This is a genomic window from Acinetobacter apis (genome assembly GCF_900197575.1).
Lineage (GTDB): Bacteria > Pseudomonadota > Gammaproteobacteria > Pseudomonadales > Moraxellaceae > Acinetobacter > Acinetobacter apis.
In genome coordinates this window covers 375311-394588 of the sequence record NZ_FZLN01000001.1, presented here as the reverse complement: position 1 = coordinate 394588, position 19278 = coordinate 375311, and the positions used below count along the sequence as shown (strand labels likewise).

At 37.5% G+C, this 19278-nt stretch carries 18 protein-coding genes; 3 read left to right on the top strand and 15 right to left on the bottom strand.

The window, feature by feature from the left end; genetic code table 11:
• Positions 1 to 106 precede the first annotated feature (106 nt).
• Both CFY84_RS01725 and CFY84_RS01720 read left to right on the top strand, forming a co-directional pair.
• Complete coding sequence (locus tag CFY84_RS01725) at positions 107 to 1000, top strand: ATP-binding protein (RefSeq protein ID WP_088822462.1); 894 nt, start codon at positions 107 to 109, stop codon at positions 998 to 1000.
• 297 nt (positions 1001 to 1297) lie between these two features.
• The gene (locus CFY84_RS01720) at positions 1298 to 2206 is read left to right on the top strand and encodes a hypothetical protein (RefSeq protein ID WP_088822460.1); all 909 of its coding nucleotides are present in this window, start codon (positions 1298 to 1300) and stop codon (positions 2204 to 2206) included.
• Between the two features lie 63 nt (positions 2207 to 2269).
• Here the strand turns inward: CFY84_RS01720 and CFY84_RS01715 are convergent, their stop codons facing one another.
• From CFY84_RS01715 to gspG, 12 genes are all read right to left on the bottom strand, one after another.
• Positions 2270 to 3376 carry a glycoside hydrolase family 28 protein gene (locus tag CFY84_RS01715; protein WP_088822458.1) on the bottom strand — a complete coding sequence of 369 codons (1107 nt, stop codon included), beginning with the start codon at positions 3374 to 3376 and terminating at the stop codon, positions 2270 to 2272.
• Positions 3377 to 3755: 379 nt separating this feature from the next.
• Positions 3756 to 4220, bottom strand: coding sequence for a hypothetical protein (locus CFY84_RS01710; protein ID WP_088822457.1), 465 nt, complete (start codon positions 4218 to 4220; stop codon positions 3756 to 3758).
• Complete coding sequence (locus tag CFY84_RS01705; RefSeq protein ID WP_088822455.1) at positions 4195 to 4581, bottom strand: type II secretion system protein; 387 nt, start codon at positions 4579 to 4581, stop codon at positions 4195 to 4197. Before CFY84_RS01705 ends, CFY84_RS01710 begins: the two co-directional genes overlap by 26 nt.
• Positions 4568 to 5044, bottom strand: a complete 477-nt coding sequence (locus tag CFY84_RS01700) for a type II secretion system protein (protein WP_088822454.1) — start codon at positions 5042 to 5044, stop codon at positions 4568 to 4570. The genes CFY84_RS01705 and CFY84_RS01700 overlap by 14 nt, the downstream gene beginning before the upstream one ends.
• Positions 5044 to 6828 (bottom strand): FecR domain-containing protein, encoded by a 1785-nt coding sequence (locus tag CFY84_RS01695; protein ID WP_088822453.1) that lies wholly within the window; start codon positions 6826 to 6828, stop codon positions 5044 to 5046. The genes CFY84_RS01700 and CFY84_RS01695 overlap by 1 nt, the downstream gene beginning before the upstream one ends.
• Before the next feature lie 2 nt (positions 6829 to 6830).
• A complete protein-coding gene (locus tag CFY84_RS01690; protein WP_088822452.1) occupies positions 6831 to 7316 on the bottom strand; it encodes a hypothetical protein in 486 nt (161 codons plus the stop codon).
• A complete protein-coding gene (locus CFY84_RS01685; protein WP_088822451.1) occupies positions 7316 to 7798 on the bottom strand; it encodes a hypothetical protein in 483 nt (160 codons plus the stop codon). Before CFY84_RS01685 ends, CFY84_RS01690 begins: the two co-directional genes overlap by 1 nt.
• Positions 7795 to 8271: a hypothetical protein gene (locus CFY84_RS01680; RefSeq protein WP_143218751.1), complete on the bottom strand. Its 477-nt coding sequence runs from the start codon at positions 8269 to 8271 to the stop codon at positions 7795 to 7797. The genes CFY84_RS01685 and CFY84_RS01680 overlap by 4 nt, the downstream gene beginning before the upstream one ends.
• A complete protein-coding gene (locus tag CFY84_RS01675; RefSeq protein WP_088822447.1) occupies positions 8268 to 8837 on the bottom strand; it encodes a hypothetical protein in 570 nt (189 codons plus the stop codon). Before CFY84_RS01675 ends, CFY84_RS01680 begins: the two co-directional genes overlap by 4 nt.
• On the bottom strand, positions 8821 to 10395 hold the full coding sequence (locus CFY84_RS01670; protein WP_088822446.1) for a GspE/PulE family protein: 1575 nt from the start codon (positions 10393 to 10395) through the stop codon (positions 8821 to 8823). Before CFY84_RS01670 ends, CFY84_RS01675 begins: the two co-directional genes overlap by 17 nt.
• Positions 10392 to 11441, bottom strand: a complete 1050-nt coding sequence (locus CFY84_RS01665; RefSeq protein WP_088822444.1) for a type II secretion system F family protein — start codon at positions 11439 to 11441, stop codon at positions 10392 to 10394. Before CFY84_RS01665 ends, CFY84_RS01670 begins: the two co-directional genes overlap by 4 nt.
• The gene (gspG, locus tag CFY84_RS01660) at positions 11442 to 11855 is read right to left on the bottom strand and encodes a type II secretion system major pseudopilin GspG (RefSeq protein ID WP_088822443.1); all 414 of its coding nucleotides are present in this window, start codon (positions 11853 to 11855) and stop codon (positions 11442 to 11444) included.
• A gap of 373 nt (positions 11856 to 12228) precedes the next feature.
• On the opposite strand from gspG, the gene CFY84_RS01655 reads away from it, so the two are divergent.
• Entirely contained in the window at positions 12229 to 12951 is a 723-nt protein-coding gene (locus tag CFY84_RS01655; RefSeq protein ID WP_088822442.1) for a GNAT family N-acetyltransferase, read from the top strand.
• Positions 12952 to 13018: 67 nt separating this feature from the next.
• On the opposite strand, the gene CFY84_RS01650 is transcribed toward CFY84_RS01655, so the two are convergent.
• The 3 genes from CFY84_RS01650 to CFY84_RS01640 all read right to left on the bottom strand — a co-directional run bounded on the left by CFY84_RS01650 (position 13019) and on the right by CFY84_RS01640 (position 19256).
• Positions 13019 to 15814 (bottom strand): M16 family metallopeptidase, encoded by a 2796-nt coding sequence (locus tag CFY84_RS01650; RefSeq protein ID WP_088822440.1) that lies wholly within the window; start codon positions 15812 to 15814, stop codon positions 13019 to 13021.
• A 79-nt stretch (positions 15815 to 15893) separates the two neighbouring features.
• Positions 15894 to 18437: a TonB-dependent receptor plug domain-containing protein gene (locus tag CFY84_RS01645; RefSeq protein ID WP_088822438.1), complete on the bottom strand. Its 2544-nt coding sequence runs from the start codon at positions 18435 to 18437 to the stop codon at positions 15894 to 15896.
• Positions 18438 to 18461: 24 nt separating this feature from the next.
• Positions 18462 to 19256, bottom strand: a complete 795-nt coding sequence (locus CFY84_RS01640; RefSeq protein WP_143218750.1) for a TonB family protein — start codon at positions 19254 to 19256, stop codon at positions 18462 to 18464.
• Positions 19257 to 19278: the final 22 nt, after the last annotated feature.

The following is a 19278-nucleotide window of genomic DNA, read 5'->3' as shown; positions in this document are numbered from 1 at the left end:
CTTCAGTTGAAGAAGCAATGGCATTTTGATCCATCACGAGATTACACTATACAAGGTCTAGGAAAAACGACAAGATAATACATACTAACCTCTGTACTGGATTGTTATGTCTCAATTAAACTTATCAGACACGCTGATCGACACCCTCAATCAGGTCTTAAAACAAGTTCAACAGCATTTACCGCCTTTGCCTAAACCGACTGATTTTTCAGCATATGCTTATCAATGGAAAAACAAACAATTGGTAGGTATTCCGATCTTAAAACATATTTATTTAGACGATCTCAAAGGCATTGAACGCCAAAAGAAAAGTGTCATTCAAAACACCTTACAATTTTTAAATGGCTTTCCTGCCAACGATATTCTGCTCACAGGTGCTCGTGGCACAGGAAAATCCTCTTTGGTACGTGCTTTACTACAGGCATACTACAGCCAAGGATTAAGATTAATTGAAATTGAACGTGATGACCTTGCCGACTTACATTTAATACAAGCACAAATCCAAGGACGTGAGGAAAAATTTATTGTGTATTGTGATGACCTAGCATTTAACGCAGAAGATGAAAATTATCGCAGTTTAAAAAGCGCCTTAGATGGTTCTTTACAATCTGGCAATAACCGCTTTATTGTTTATGCCACAAGTAACCGACGTCATTTATTGCCTGAATTTATGCATGAAAATACGCCACAAACGCGCGTTGATGTCCCACAATATACTGAGTTACACCCCCAAGAAGCCATTGAAGAAAAAATATCATTGTCCGATCGATTTGGCTTATGGCTGTCTTTTTATCCGATGGATCAAAATTTATATTTAACAATTGTTGAGAACTATCTTGGTAAATCAGACATTACTTTAGATGATACTGTCCGTGCTGAAGCATTAAGATGGTGTCAAGCACGTGGTCAACGCTCAGGTCGAGCAGCATATCAATTCTCTAAACATTGGATTGGACAACAACAATTAAAACAGCAACAACATCGCAATGAATCTAACTGATTTAACTTAAATTCATACCCAATCATTCACAACACAGATGGGTTAATGATTAAAATAAAATCAAATTAAAAAACATAAACATTTAATTTTTTACTTTATAATTAAGTGTTTATGGTCTTTTAAAAATAAAACGTAATGCTTTTAATTTTGGTTTTTACCTTGATAATGTTATAACAAAATAGCGTCACTTAGCTGGTCATATTTATATATACGTTATAGCACACAGTTCTTTGCCCTATAACCTATACATCAATGTGCTGCATTTGCATCTTTAATTGAACCCCTTTAGGATATTAAATGAACGAATTTTCAATTCCTTTGCTAGCAGGCGAAGTTAACTCAATACTTAGAAAAACCAAACAACAACTGCGTGTCCCTATTGAACCACAACCTCAAGCAGGCCAAACACCTTCAGAACAAGACATTCCATTCAAAGTTGGCGACCGTATTTGGATTCAAGAAAATTGGGCTGCCCATTGGTCATACAACGATGTCGAAAGCGAAGCATGTAAAAGTGAAACCGCTGAAGATGACAACTATTGGTATCAAGCAGATGGTGTATCAAATAAAGGGTCTCAAGGCTGCCCTGCATCATTAAGAGGAACATGGCGTTTAGCAGACACGATGCCAAAATTTGTATCTCGCTTGCATCTCACCATCGAAAAAGTGTGGATTGAGCAAATTCAAGACATCAGTGAAGACAATGCCAAAGCCATGGGCTTTGTTCCTGAGTTCTTTAAAAATATAGAACAAATCGATTTAAGCCGTGAAATTACAGCCAAAGATGCTTTTTTAGAAGATTGGGCACAATTTCGTGGTGCAACAGATCTTTGGACTTATGCCATTGAATTTTCTATCGATACTGACAAATCGGCATTACATCCATCTTATTTAAATGACCGCGAAAGCTTACACTACCAAGTGAAATGCGCGGTTAAAGACACACAGACCCAACACACTGAACATTTTGAATATACCACAGAAAATAAATCATTATCATGTGCGCTAGAACATGTATTAGTCGAAGAATTTAAAGCAGATTTCAATGCATTAAGTGCTGACTTTAATCATATTGGCGAGTTTTTTAAATTGTTAGATATCGAATCTATTCGTTATATTCAGGAACACAACCATATTGAGCTCAGCTTTGAAGTTCGTGCACAACATAAACGTGTAGAAATTGAAGTGACCTTGCTATCTAACTAATTGATCCATGTTATTAATAAAGACGAGGCAGTATAACTGCCTCATCTTTAACAGAAACGCATTTTATTTTTTAATATTCGCGTTTTTCACTTTCCAAACAATGTTGCTTGGTAAATGCATATTGGTCATTGTCGCTTGTAATGGGCGTGACGCATTTGTGCCATTAAAAATAATATTAGAATTGCCCTTCACTGTAATGTTGTTATAAGACACATCATGCCAATTCGCTCTTAAAGAACCTGATTTGTTTTCATATACCGTGTCCATCACAATGGCATTTTTTACATTTGATATCGTGACATTGTTATAACGAATATTTGCCACTTCACCTGCTGATGACTTATCGCTTTTAATGCGTAAGCCATTGTCTGTACCGTTCATAGATAACTGATTGACATCAATATTATAAACGCCATCGTTGGTCTGACTACCAATTGATAGTCCATGACCTGAGCCAAATGTATTATTTAAAAACGTCATATTACTGGCCGAACCACTGTTCGGATTGGCTTTGATCGCGACATTGTCATCCCCTGTACTAATATCGGTATATGCCACAGTCACATTTTTTGAGGAAATTGGATCAATACCGTCAGTGTTTCGTGCATTGGCTGGAGTGTTAATATTCACATTCCACACGGTTAAACCATTACTTTTATAAAATACCACATGGAAATTCGGTGAATTTCGCAAATTTATTTTATAAAGCGTAATATTTTGACTGCCATTAATCTGAATTAACCGCGGTACATTTTGTTTTTGCCCTGAGTTTTTGGCCTTTTGTGATAAATTCCACCAACTGGTGCCTTTATCACTTAACGTTGTACCGCCTTGACCATCAATCTGTCCCTCGCCATAAATACCACTGTTACTGACATTATTAAATGTAATGACTGCTTTACAGCCTTTACCACCGCTACTTAATGTACCGCACGTTTTGCCACCATCATCAAAAACAGATGCTTTATTAACAGCACGCAATACCACACCACGGTCAATGGATAAACTGACGCCTGATGGCATATTCAATGGACCTGTTAAAAATACATTATTTGATCCACGACTGGCCAAACGAACAGCTTTCCCCTTAGCACACGAATTTAACGCCTTTTGTATATCGCCTGTGGCTAAACCACCGCTTGCATACAACACATTACAACTACTTGGCATACTTGGCTAAGACACACGGCGAAGATCGCTAGAATGCGTTGGAAACGCAGATGTAGATAATGCTAATGCAATTAAGCGGAAAGACCACTTTGTAAATGACACATTCATCATAAAACCCCAAATATAAACAAAAAAAAATAATTCCCTTAAAGAATAATAAAGAGAATCAATTATCAAAATAATTTATGAATATTAAAAAAATCATAATAATTTGTTTAAATGTGTAACACATCGTTTTTTATAAAATAATAGGATTTATTCAGCAGATAAAAACAGCATCAATCGCCAAATAAATATGTAAGTATGAGAATGTGAAATGACAAGTCACGGTAAACAGCAAAATAACCTCGCTGTCACAGATGCTGTAATACATTGTTGATTAGTTTTGTAACGTTCGATTGTCTTGCTTGGCTTCAAATTTCAAATCTTGATAATGCTCAACTTTATAATCTTCTCTGAGTTTTGCATTAATAATGTCGCCTTGTGCATTGGTTCTTACACCAATAATTTGTTGCTGTTCATCAATAATATATACAAATGCTTTATTGGTCAGTGGATCAGAATACAGTGCTCTTAAATATCGTTTACAGGGATAGTTTCGACCATCACACAATAAGAAATTGATGTCGCTTGGAAACACCAAATGATCTTTATAATAATTCTCTAATGCTTTGGTATACGTTAAGCCTAAATTAACAAAATCTTGCTCTTTTAAGCGCTTTGACTGCGTAGACGTAACTTCAATATAAGTACCAAGCATGATACCAAAGACCAAAATAAACCATAAAAAAAAGACATAGGTGAACCCCGATTGGGCATTACCAACTTTGATAGCGGCTACCATCGACAGCAGTTCCCTTGGCATTGCTTTTAACATCATAAATTACTTGTTCATCATCCACTGTAATATAAATCAACTGCCAATTGGCTTGTTGAGTGATCGGGTCCACAGGGATTTGGCGCAAATATTTTTCTGTTTTCAAGTCATTTAAATTTTTAGGATAATAGCCTTTATCTGCATAAAAGCGATCAATTGACATACGTAGTGCTGATAAATCACTTCTTAATGCAGAGTCATTTGCTTTATCAAGACTGCGAATATACTTCGGCATCACCACACTCAATAATGAGGCGATGATAACCAAAACCACCAATATTTCAATGAGTGTAAAGCCTCGATAGTTTTTTTGCTTACCACGTATCATAGGTTGTTCCATTGAGCGATGATTTTTTACTTTTGGAGTGCACATCATAAACATCATCTCCTGCTTCTGGCGCAGTAGGTGGGCTTGCATAACTTCGTAATGCCCATGAATTAACACCTACCGTTTGATCTGGCACAAAAGGGTCTGTAGGTATTCGTCTTAAAAAGTAAATTTTACGACCTTTAATATCTTTTAAATCAGGAACACCATCGACCAAATCGCTCAGTTTTTTGGGATAGCCTGAGCTATCCACTGCCATATAAATACGCCCTTCATCTGCAGCTTGTTTATAACGATCTAATGCCGTTCTAATTTGTGATAATGCCTCTTTCAGCTCACGTTCTTGCTGACGCTTTTGATCAAGTTGAATCAATGGAAACGCCATTGATGCAATCAGGGAAATTAAGGTCAACGTGACCAAAATTTCGACCAAAGTAAAGCCCCGAACGCAGAATTGTTTCATTATTTAATATCCACGGTCTTTTTAACTTGCTGTGTTGCAGATTGTGGATGTGAACTTTCAATACTAATTTCACCTTTCCCTTTGTAACCTGGAACAATTTGCAATGCCACAATCGCCAAAGACTGTTGTTTGATATCTTCACTGACAGTAATTTCAACCCCATCTGCCAATGTTTTATAATTGACAGATTGAGCTGCTTGCGTCATTAAGCGGATATCAGAAAAATTAAATGCTTGACGATCAAACTTCACTACAATTTTGCTGCCTTTTAAAATGGATTCAGCCTCAATAAAAATATTTGCAGGGTCAGTGCCTGCAAGCTGCTCAGGCACAGTCACTTGAATTTTATTTTCTGCAGCTGTCTTCGCATTTGGGCTTTTCACTGGTGATGAAATACTGGTCTCTTGAGGTGTCACTCCACCTGTGGTGTTGACATTCACCACTTCACCTTTAAAAGTGGCAGGTGAATTATTGGTTTTTAAAGTAATATGATCATAAGTACCTGAATCAAATTCTTTAATATAATTTAAACGTTCTGTATTACGACGAATAATTTTAGGCGTGATTGACAATAAAATTTCTGATCTATTTTTGTCTTTTGAACGACTTGAGAATAAAGCACCTAAAATGGGAATACGTCCTAAGAATGGAATATTGACATTGCTACGGCGCTCTTGTTCACGAATTAAACCGGCTAAAACTTCTGTTTCACCATCTTTTAATTGCAATACAGTATTGGCATTTCGTGTACCAATTTGATATGTCAATAAGCCTGTATTGGTTCGGATTTCTTTCACAATATTACTGACTTCTAAACCAACTTTGATGCCCACTTCATCATTAACATGAATTTCAGGCTGAACTTCTAATGTTAACCCTACATCTAAATAACTCACAGACTCTGTAATGGCATTCGACACTTGGTTAATGGTCGATGTGATCACAGGAATTTTGTCCCCAACCACAATCTTGGCTTTCTCTAAATTTTTAACCCGTAACGATGGGCGTGCCAATAAACTGACATTGCCATTGGTGTCTTGCAAATTTAATGTAAGTAGCGGCGAAACACCTGCAACACTGGTGCTGCTTCTCGACATTCGAAACAAATCATTTAAATTTAAAACGCCATTTTGCCCGGATAAGCTAATCGGTGACAATGACACTTTATCTGGCAATGCAATACCAAGATTATTGAGCAGCTCATTACTCACCTCATACACTCTGAGCTCTAAAACAACCTCAGGATCAGGTTGATCATATACATCAATGATTTTTTCAGCTGTTTTTAACACCTCATCACGGTCACGCAATGTAATGATGCGGTTTTTTTCATCAATATACATAAACTTTGGATTAACAATGGTTTTTAAAACATCTTGTATTTTCTTTGCATCACCACTTTTCAGTACAAAAGTCTTAATTTGCAAGTCTTCATACTGCTGCATTTTGTCTAAAGTATCGTTATAAATAAGATAAGTCTTTTGATTAATCACTTTATAACGCAAATTATTGGTGGTAAGAATCAGATCTAATGCTTCTGACATTTTGGCATTATTGGCGTAAATAGTGGTCTTTAAATCGGTCCCGACATCATTGTCAAAAATAAAGTTGACCCCTGTACTTTGTGAAACAACATCCATCACTTGTTTCACATTGGCTTCTTTAAAGTTTAAAGAAATTGGGGTATCAAGCAACGCTGCAACAGAAGCATTTTCATTCACATTCGCCCATGATGAAGATGATACTGTGCCCCATAATAAAGTCGTTAAAAATAATCTTTTCATAATTAAATCGATAGCACCAAAGATTGTTGATTTGTCATATCAAAGACCTTAATTTGATGGTCTTCAATTGCACTTACTTTCCAGCGTTCCTCAACCACATCACCGACTTGAGCCACAAAAGTATTCTCATCACGTGTTAAAAATACTTTCTTCACCCCATGTGAATCAGTCATTTGACCAATGTATTGCAACTCAGGCGTTGGCTCTACAGGTGGTTCAGGAGCAGTTGGTTTAGGGTCATGGTCTTGCTCTACATCTTGCGCTTGAGCTGTCACTCGCTCAGGTTCTGTTTGCAGCGGTACAAATTGTTGGGTTTGACGGTCAGTCACCTCTTTGTTGTCAGAAGATGCTAAAGCATGAAATTGAACCGGCTTGGTCACTACCGCTTTAGGTTCTGACACAGATTCATATGCTTCAGGTATAAAATACGCAGCAGCAGTTAATGCTAACGTGCCAATCAATACAAAGATCAGTAAAAAACGTCGCATTATTTTTGCTCCTGCACTTGCCAAGTGACTTGAACAGTCGGCTGGTTCTTTATTTCATTTTGGACAATGCTAAAGCCCAATAATTTAATATTTTGATATTGCTCTAAATCATGTGTGGTATTCAGCAATGTTTGAATTGCACCTGATACAGTCAATTGTAATTGATGCCCTTCAGGGTCATACTTCGCATCTAATACTTGAATATTTTGATATGAATAGGCTTTTGAAATTTCAATGACTGGTGCACCCAATAAAACTTTGGTTGCAGACGTTTGTGGATTTTGCTGTTTGCGATATTGTTTAAGCTCTTTACGAACCGACTGACTGTCACTTTGCACATTAGACAGATTGGTTTCATATTCAGGCAATACCCATAAAGCACTTGCCAAGAAAAAAACCAACAGAAATAATGTGATAAAATCAAATTTATTTAGACCATCTACAGCCTGATTCAAGACCCATGCTATTCTTTTTTGATTCATAGCATAACCTTCACAAAAAAGTTATAACGGTATTTGTTTTGCTCCGTCAAATACGCATTAGAAATAACTTCAATGTGTTTAATTTGCGGGAATGCCACCAACCAATCTTTAAACTGAGCGAGCTCTTCAAGTGATTGAACATCACCGCTCATGTCCAATTGATTGGTCGTTTTTCTAAAGTCAAGCTTCGTCAATCGCACCTTTTCATTGGAATACACCACCACTTGATTCATTAAATCAAACACCATCGCACTGTCATTTCCTGTGTGATGAGATGGTTGTGTACGCTCTTTTTTCTGTAATTTATCAAGCTCAGATTTCAACGTCATTAAATGCTCTTCTTCTTCAGCAAATAAAGCCTGCTGATCTAGAATCTGATTCAATCCCCATAAGCTCAGCAGAAAAAATACAGTCAACATGGCCGCTTTAATCGGATGTTTAAACCGTCTGCCGTCATAAATGATAAAACTCATTTCAAGCTCATCCATGTTTTAAAATCAATTGTTTCATCTGCAATCATATGTTGACGAAACACCATATCAAGCTCCCCATTTGTTTGAACAAAATGAGTAATGACGTCAGGCTCCGTACAGATAAAACGTGCTTGATCTTTTGCTGTTTTCTCGAAAATATAGGTGGCAAGCGGCTGTACTTGTGTTGAATAAAATTTCTTTTGCGTTAATTGGTTTGTACACTGTTCAAGCCAATATTTTTTTACAGCTAAACATAAAAATGGTCGATCAAATTGAGGCTGATCTAGAATCAACTGATACTCTATGGCTTCTAAATGTGGAAAATACGCATTAAAACTGTTTTCTGCCACTGTTAAAAATTCTGCCGGTGAATACTCACTTTGAGCAGGGCAAATAAACACTTCATAGCAATCTGCTGCTAAAAAAATAAAGCTTGGTTCTTTTAAATCTTTGGAGGTCAACACATCAGGAAATGCGCCAATCAGTTGCAGTTCATTGGCTGTAATTAAATACAATGTGTTTTGGGTTAAATAATATTTTGGCTTATTTTTACTTAAAGGTAACACGGTTCACCTCCTCTAAAGAGGTTTCACCTGCAGATGCCATCTCTAAAGCCAAATCACGCATTGAGGTAATTCCATAGTCTGCTGCTTTTCTTTTAAGCTCAGCCAAAGAAGCACGATGAATAATCATGTCTTTTAAAATGTCATCAAGCACTAAAATCTCGGCAATGGCTTTACGACCTTTATAGCCTGTTTGATTACAATGCTGACAACCTACAGCAACATAATAATGTGCATCTGCTGGCTTTTTACATTCTGGACAAAGCAAGCGAATTAAGCGTTGCGCGACAATTCCGTTTAAAGCACTTACAAAATTGAATTGATCAATTTCCATATGCTGAAAACGCCCTACCACATCAAAAATGTTATTGGCATGTACTGTGGTAAAAACCAAATGCCCGGTCAATGCTGCTTGGATTGCAATTTCCCCGGTTTCTTTATCTCGGATTTCACCCACTAAAATTTTGTCAGGGTCATGCCGTAAAATAGAGCGCAGCCCTTTGGCAAAAGTCAGACCTTTTTTAGAGTTAATTGGTACTTGTAAAACATGATCCAATGCATATTCAACTGGATCTTCAATGGTAATTAATTTTTCGTAAGGCTTCAGCGTTTCATTAATCAATGAATAAATTGTGGTGGTTTTACCCGAACCGGTTGGACCTGTTAAGAGCACCATGCCATAAGGCTGATTAGCAATTTGATGAAGCTGTTGACAATATTTGGGGGTATAACCTAAATCACTAAGCTGTAATTTCTGACCTTGTTTTAATACCCCATCTTTATCAAGTAAACGAAGTACCGCATCTTCTCCAAAAATTCCGGGAATAATCGAAACACGAAAATCAAGTAACTTATGCTCTAAACTAATGGTAAAACGACCATCTTGTGGTACACGACTTTCACCAATATCTAGTTCAGCCAAGACTTTAATACGTGAAATAATTTGCTGCGATAAATCTATTTTATATACTTTCTTCACTTGAATTAAGATGCCATCTAAGCGATATCGAATCACTAAACCATTGGATGTATTTTCAAAATGAATATCGCTGGCTTTACGTATATAAGCATCATATAACGCTGAGTTTACGGTATGTACAACTTCATTGGTGGTGTTCGCAATGCTATTTAAAGAAATGATTTCAACAGAATCTTGATCTTTATGGTCTTTTGCAGCAGATGCATCTTGATCGTTATTATTGCTAGAAAAGCTTTGAATTTTTTGTAGATGAATTTGAATAAATTCAGGTGAAGTAAAAAATACCCTCACCTGCTTATCATCTATTAACGTGGTTAAATTGTGATGCCAAGGCGAAGGAATTAAAAAGATATCTTCACCTTGGTATTTTGCCAACAAAATATGATAGCGAAACATCTCTTGATAATTCATCAAGTGATCAGATAACTCAATCTCTTGCTCAGTGCTCCAATAAGGAATGCCGTACAAAGTTTCTAATGCTGAAATTGTTTGCTTTTGCTGCGATGCATCAACACGTTGTAGCCAATTCTCACGTTTGAGTGCATCAGCTTTAAACTGTTTTAAGAGCGCATGCTCAATCATAGCGAACCCACCATGTCAAAGATTGGTAAATAAAGCAAAATGACAATAAATCCAATCCATCCCCCAATAAATATCATTAAAATCGGTTCAATCACCTTGGATACTTTTTCAATAAAACGTGATATTTCTGCATCATGAAATTCAGCTGTTTTTTCTAACATACTACTGATATTGCCATTCACTTCACCACTGCGAATCAGCCGATCAGCAATTGATGTGGTTAATTGATACTTATGCAATAAATCACTTAACTTCTCGCCTTGTTTTAAGCCTTGCTCAACCAAAGGAATTTTGGCTTTTTGATATTGATCTAAAATATCTTGGCAGTTTTTCAATGCATAAATTAGAGGATAACCACCTTCTAACATTAATCCCAAGCCACGGTAAAATCGTGTAAATACAAAGGTATTGTAGTAATACGCAAAGAATTTAATCTGTGTTAGCTGCCGTAAACTATAGTCCATGGCTTTTTTTCGGTAAAAAATTAATGCACCAAATAAGCCAATCAAACCAATAATTAAATACACGCGGTATTGCAAAATATAAAAACCAGATTGGATCAGTAAATTAGATAAAAATGGCAATTTAATTTCTAAATCACCATAAATTAATGAAAACTTAGGGATCAAATAAAACAGTAGAAAAAAGAAAATAATCATCCCAATCACAAGCACTGTCATGGGATAAATCAGCGCATTGACTAATTTATTTTTAATTTGATCTATGTTTTTGGTATATGACAAATAGCGGTCAATGCCGACAATCAAACTGCCTGTTTTTTCATTTGACTTGATGATTGCAACAAATAGCTCCGGAAAGTATTTGGGCTGATCAGCCATACTCTGAGACAAGGTTTTTCCAGATCTCAAATGTGTATAGATTGGAAAAAGCACATCATGATAGTGCTGACCGCGCTCAAGCAAAATATCGACAGCTTCGACAATACTGACGCCTGACTCTAACAGTGTTTTAAACTCATATAAAAACACTGTTAGGTCAAATGTTGATTTTGCGAATAGCTGACCTAAGATCCCTTTTGATTTCATCTACCAATTACCAATGTCCTTGTTATCATCATCGCCACCTTGTTTTTTATCTTTACCAAATGAATAGACATCATAGTCATCTCCATGTTGGCCAGGCATTGCATATTGATAAGGACTACCCCATGGATCTGCAGGTGCACCTTTTTTTAAATAAGGACCGTTCCACCCTTGTAAGCCATTTGGTCGATTGGATAATGCAGCCAATCCTTCTTCAGTAGAAGGATAACGTCCTGTGTCTATACGGAACGTATCAAGCGCTTTAATGAATGTATCTACCTGCGCTTTTGCTGTTGCGACTTCAGATTTATTGATGTTTTTGAATAATTTTGGACCCACAATACCAGCGAGTAATCCAATAATGACAACTACGATTAATAATTCTAAAAGTGTAAAACCTAGTTTGCTCTGTCTCATATTTTCTTGTACGAAAATCAATTTATTATAAATTATAATAGAATTATTACACTAATATAAAATATAGTTTGACAATATATTCATTATTTATGTGTTTTAAATATATGGTATAATTTGAAAAAATATTTTTATATCAATAATTAAAATTTAATATTTTTTAAATCATTCACTTAGTTCTTAAATTACACTTTAAAAATATCATTTTAAATCATGAATTTGTTTTTACCAAAATTGTAAGAAAAATGTAAACCTAGGGCTTTGCCGCTACAAATTAGTCAATTTAAAGTGCAGAACCAATCGTTCTAATCCATTTAAAAGTATCAACAAATTAGATTATCCTAAAAACACATCATCTCAGCTTAGGCACAGTGTCATGTATAGTAATGAATATGGTCAGCAAATTGGAGCACCTTTACCCGATTGGGCACCAAGAGCACTGCCTGAAAAAAAAATCTTTCATGGGCAATCATGTGATCTTGAGCCATTAAGTGCCGATCAGCATGGTCGTGACTTATTTGATGCATTTTCAGCAGCACCTGATGGGCGGGATTGGACATGGTTATCAATTGGACCCTTTGCTGAATTTTCAGACTTATATGAAGTGTTAAACACCTTTGAGCATAGTGACACCAATTTACATTTTGCGATTATTGATTTATCCACACAAAAAGCCATCGGAACCATTGCCCTCATACAACCTGACACCTTAAATGGCAAAGTGGAAATGGGTTATGTGCTTTACTCACGTTTATTAAGAAAAACTAAAATTGCCACTGAAGCACAGTTTTTATTAATGCAGTATGTATTTGATGAATTACAATATCGTCGTTATGAGTGGAAATGCGACCACTTTAACACAGCATCGAAACAAGCTGCTTTAAGGCTTGGTTTCTCTTATGAAGGTACATTTCGAAAACTGATTGTATATAAAGGTCGTAGCCGAGATACGGATTGGTTTTCTTTAATTGATGATGAATGGCCAAACAATAAATTGGTTTTACAAACATGGCTTGCACCGCATAATTTTGATCATCATCACCAGCAGATCCAATCTATTCAAGATATTCGTAAACAAATCAATGCACATCGATCATAGTTGATACAGATGCCACTGAACGAGGTCAAAGATGCCTGTTCAGTGACATATTCACCTGCTTGTTCAATTAATCATTTGCCTTTGGTAAAGGCGTGACAGCTGATTTTTGAGGAAAGGTGATATATAGCGCTGTATAATTTGGATCATATAAATATTGTGCAGCTTGTTGAATATCTGACAAAGCAATCTTTTTATAGATCTCGGATGCCTGCTGTAAATATCGAGCATCGTTATAATGCTGATAACTGAGCATCAAGCGTTTTTGTAAGGTTAAAATGTCTTTGTTTTTCAGTTGTGCTGCTGCCACACGTTTCTGTACTTCTTGTGCAACATCATCTGCTGTCAGCTGATTGGCAAAGCTTAAGAGTACATTTTGGGTCTCTTGCCATAACGCAATTGCTCGTTCAGGAGATGCAGTAAAGGAAACATCGGTATATACCGCATTTTTTTGGTCATCAAGTTCACTATTGAATGTCATTCGGTAAATGCCTTGCATTTGATCACGCAATTGATAGCGTAATTTTTTTTCAGCAAGCGTTTTAGCAATCGATACATTCAGCGCTTGTTGTGGTGACCATGTCACAGGGTGAATACTCCATGCTCGTATTTCTGCACGTGGCTCAAGATTAATATCAGCCATTTTTTCTAAACGACCGGTTTGCTGTATAATAGAATTAAAATTCAATTGTTTACGAGATATATCACGGGTCGGTGCTGCAAGATAACGTTCAATGTCATGTTCAAATGCTAAAGGCGATTCAGCGCTCAGCACATAATATATGGTCGGGGTTTTTCGAATGTGATCCCATACTTTGTCAAGTTGTTGTGCATTTAGGGTCTGTAATTGTTCAGATGTAGGCTCTCGCAACCGTGTGCCAAATCTGAGTTGCTGTATATCTGATCGGCGAAGTCCTGAAACAGATTGTTGCTCCATGACTTTAATGCGTATCATTTCAGCCAAAGTCGGTTGAAGTTGTGCCTGATCAAATGAGTAAGGTTGTTGCAGTGCTGCATACAGCTGTAATAGGTCTTTAAACTGCGTGGCCGATGCCTGTGCTGAAAACTGCATAAAGTTAGGCTGATGATCAATCGACATGGTTACCTTATGCTGCTTTTTCCACTGAACATATTGTGTATTCTGCCATTGATGTGGTCCACTCTGTGCAATCCATTGACTTGCAATTTGTGCTTGCCAAGAATTTAAATCGGTTCGATTAAATCCAGCAGATGACTTGCTTGTAAAATACATCTGATTTTTAGCCAAAGGCGTCGTCAGCCATATGAGCCGATCACCATTACTTAATTCAAATTCAGTAATCCCATGAGCTCGTTGTACTTGAGCTAAAATTTTGCCTTGACCTGATGGAACATTGAGTTTTGCCACGGCGTCAATCCGAGGTGATGCTAGCTTGAGGCGCTGCTCGGTCAATCTTTTCAATGTATTTTGAATAGCTTGTGGTTGCGGAAAATCGATTTCTTCATGTCCAGGCATGCTGTATTGCACCAACTGATCTGTTTGCGTTAGCCAATCATGAATCGTTTGATGAATATCGCTTGTACTGATTTGGGGTAAAACAGTCAAGACTTGCTGACCAATGAATGCACTGCCACGATAAAGCTGATTTTGTTGCCAGCTAGGGACGATTTTTCTCACCCAATCCGAAAACTCCCTTTGTTCCTTGGTTTGAGCCATTTTTGTAGCGGTCAATTGAATATCTTTCTTAACTTGTTGAATAATTTCATCTGAAATTTGATTTTGTTGCAGCTTCACAATTTCTGCCAATAAAATCGGTAAGGCCTGTTCTTGCTGCCCAGGTGTTACATCTGCAAAAAAAGCCAATGCAAACTGATGTGCACCAATTTCTGATTTACGGACCACAATCCGATGTGCAAAATCAGGCAATACTTGCTGTTGGTGTTTGAGTTGTATGGTTAATGCCTCTAATGCAATTTGATGCATTAACCTTTGTTTCAGCCCAGCTTCAGTGTCTGCTTGTTTGGCTAAAACATCATTAAAGCGATAAACAAACGAAATTTGACTACTACCGCTTTCGCTGTCTTTTAAACGAACCACACGCAGTTGGTTTTGTAATGCCACATCAGCAGAGATGGGTTTTGGGGTTGAAGTTTGTTTTAACTGTCCAAATTGTTGCTCAATCTGCTGCTTTACTGCATTGACATCGATATCCCCCATAATTAAAAGCTGAATATGCTGAGGCTGATACCAAGTATCATAAAATTGTTTGAGTTCATTGAGTGGCATGGTTTGAATGGTGTTTTCATTGCCTGTCACAGAGCGCTGTGGATATAACGAACCCAGGCGTAAGGCCTTCATACGCTGATCATTCATACGTTCAGCCACGCCCAATTTACCTCGCCACTCTTCTAAAATTACCAAACGTTCTTGTTTAAGGTCTTCAGCATTAAAACGGCTATTTTGGGCAATTTCTGCAAGGGTGTTTAGACTCCGTGCTAATTCCAATTTACCCTTGGGCGGACTTAACATAAATAGTGTCCGCTCTGCATTGGTCATAGCATTATAATTCTTCCCACGCTCCCATCCCTCAGACTGCAAATATTTGGCAAGTCCTTGCGGATAGTGTTCACTTCGATAAAACACCATATGCTCAACCATATGAGCAACACCACTTTGTTGTTCTGTTTGATGCAGCGCACCTGCTTGCACAATCATTCGTACATCAATGCGATTGCCCTGTCCTGCTAAGGGGATCAATGTATAACGCACCCCATTGCTCAATTGACCCTGATGTGCAGGTTGATATGCGCTCATCACTTCAGCTGCACGACCCACAGCCATCTGAACATAAAATAAATAAATAAAACAAACTACATAGCGCATCATAAAAAACAGCTCAGCTTAATCGATAAAAAAAGGATGAGTAATCTGATGTCACTCATCCATAGCCTTTTTTAGGTTTAAATTACCAGCTCCATGCTGCACCGAGCCAAAACTGACGTCCTGTTTTATTCACTGATGTGCGTGATAAAGTAGACAACTGATCCGTTGCAATCGCTTTGTTAAAAACATTCATCACATCTAAGGTAATGTCTAAAACATGGTCTTTAAACATAGGTTGGCGATAATTAAAATGCCAATCATATGAAAAATAATTCTTATATTTAATCGGCATATACAATGTTGCATTGCCATCATAGTTACCGCATATGCTTGAGTATTCAACACAATTGACTGTACTTGTCGAATAAGAACGATATCCTGCGGTATAGCCGATACGCTGTGACCAATCTAAATGAATTTTTGGAATTGTTAAGTCGAGGTTAAAAAAAGCTGTCCATGGTGTATTAAAATCTAAAGCTTCCATGTCGCCTTTTTCCATCAACTTCCCTTTAAAAATCACCATATTTTGGTCTGTGTTACTCAAATCATAATAAGTTTGCGAGCTTGATTTATTTTTAGTGTAATTGGCAGCAAACATCCATTTGAGCTGAGCATATTTAAATTCATAAGGACTAATCGGCTCAATGGTCAGTGAGACTGTATTTCCTTCTGTATGCCCAGTATTGTCTAAATAATAATATTTTTGCCCATTGCTCATTACACTGCTATTTCGACCAAACTGATCTCTACCTTGTCGGTTCACATATTTGAGTGTCCACACCGTTTGACCAAGGTGTTGCGATAGTCCAAAATTCAATTCATCACTATACGGCGTTTTTAATTTCGAAATATTGTAGTCATAGCTTGCTTGAAGTGCTGATCCAGCTTTCCAAGCTGACATTGAATCTGTACGGGTTTCAATAGAATACTCACCAATACCTTGGCGTAATTTGTAGGCCAAAATACCTTGTGCATGATAACGGTTTGCCCCAGCAAATAAACGCGTATGACGATTACCAAATACATCCCATGATGTCGCTAAGCGTGGTGAGATATTAAAGTTTCCTAATAAGTCGTCATAGTTTAAACGCAAGCCAGGGGTAACCTCTAGGTTTTTCCATAACATGCTATTTTGTAAATACACTGCATAATTTACATAGTCGCCCTCAACTGTTCGTGCAGGATATCGTGTTCGACTTTTAAAATATTGTTCACCCGCAATACAATACGGATCAGCCACTTGGCATGCTGTTGACTTACTCCATGTCGGTGAACCTCTACTCATATAAACATCGTTAAAGCGCTGATAACGCGCTTGGTAAGCATTTATTTCCCAGCCTAAATCTAACTGATGTGTGACTCCCTGCCATTGAATTGGATGAAGTTCATAGTCTTGTTTGACCGTCGTGGTGGTTTTTTCAGTGGCATAATGACCATAACCACCATATTGACCAAACCGTGTTGCGGTAGTGTCCGAACCTGTAGAATTCCAATCAATCACTGAAGAAGCTTGGTTCAGATATTTACTGTACCAATTGGCATAATAGTCAACTTCATGTTGAATATCATTTTGCTCATATTGATAGCCAATTAAACTTTTGACTTGCCCCCATGAAGCAACATGTTCCCAATCTAAATTAAAACGATAACCACCACCTGTATTGGTATAAGCTCCATTTTGAATGTCTTTTTTAAAATACTTTGACTCATGCGGTGAATACATCACTGTGCTGTTTAACGTATCTCCCCCATCTGTCAAATACATGGCTTTCAATAGATAGGTTTCACTTAAACGTTGCTGCTGATCTTTTTTATTTAAATATGGGTGAAAATAACCTATATCTGATTGCTGACGGTTATAAGAAAAAACTATCCCAAGGCGTTCAGACAATGGTTGATTTAGACTCAAACTATAAAATTGTTTATTAAATTCAGGCTGATAATATAAATTTACAGCACGATCAAAATCGGTCTGAATGGATTCATTGACATGATATTGTGTAAGATGATCATTGGTTGTACGGTAAGACACTCGCCCGCCAGCTTTGGTTAAATTTGGTTTTTTAAGCTTGGCATCAACCACACCACCTGTAAAATTGCCATATTTTGCAGAAATATTCGAATCAAATACCTCTGCCGACTCAATTAACTCTGAATTAATCCAAAAACTTTGTGCACCACCTGCCGGTAAGTCTGTTGGCGAATAACCATCGGGACTTGCTGTGAGCTCACCGCCGTTGGCACCAGGATTAATGGTGTTATTATTTGATAAGCCATCAATCATAAAATTATTTTGATAAAACTTCTCACCATGAAAAGATACATTTTCTGGCTGCAACTCCCCAGGCGTGTTGCCATTGTCTGAACTGTTGGCGAATTGCACATTGGGGTTATTCTTAAGTAACTCTGTAATTGAACCATTACGTATTGGCATACGCTGAATCTGATCTGCAGTAATCATTTGCGTGCCTGTGGTTTGGCTAGTAGGTGTCGACCGTACAATAATGGTGTCTTCATCTAAAGCCTGCGTATGATCATCCTCTAGTCCTTTTTTAATGGCTTCTTCGGCATATGCGGGATTAACTAATGTTGAGCAAGCCAAAATAAAATAAACCTTTCTTTTCATACCTCATGCGCCTTGCATCGTCAATTATAATGGAGAGTTGTTTTCTACGACCACTTGGCCGTTGAGTTTGAATAAAATAGTGACCTTTTGCTGGGTAGCCTCATGCGCAGACTCATAACGCCATCGCGCCATGTCTTGGAGTACAGCATCTGCAAAAACACCCTTTGGTGTTTCTGATAAAATAGAAATGTTGCGCACCATACCGTGTTCTGATACATCAAACTGCGCTGTGACCTTGCCCTCTATACCAAGTGCCCGTGCGCGATTGGGATAATTCACACGGCGATGAATGGCTTTAATTGGTGAAGGCTTGGTTGGCAATGTCTCGGCTTGGCTTGGCTTGACTACGCTCTCTGCCATATTGGTTGTTGGTGGTTTTTGTGGTTGATCAGCATTCAGACGCGCTGTTTCCTTGACAGGTTGCACCTGTTCTTGATTTGAATGGACTGTCAAATCTATTGCTTTAGGTGTAGGGACAGCTACAGCATCATTGACCTGTTGTTTTGCTTTTTCTCTGTGATGTTGGGTTATAGCCTTCACTGCTTTAGGCTGATTAATGGCAATAATTGCTTGATCATGTGTAATTTGTTTTTTTATTAATTCAGGCTGAGGTGTTTGATGCACATGCTGAACTTGCTTTGGTGGCAAAACCCATGTCACATGTATTGCGTTAGTGTTCGATGCCGTGCTTGAGGATGCTGCAGTCTTAGCAGGTTGCGACCATTTTGATGCGTTCCATACTGCAATGATGCAAGCAACATGCAATAAAATACAGGTGATTAAAACAATATACGGAAAACTTATCCTCTTCAAAGTCAAACTATTGCATCCTGCACAGAAC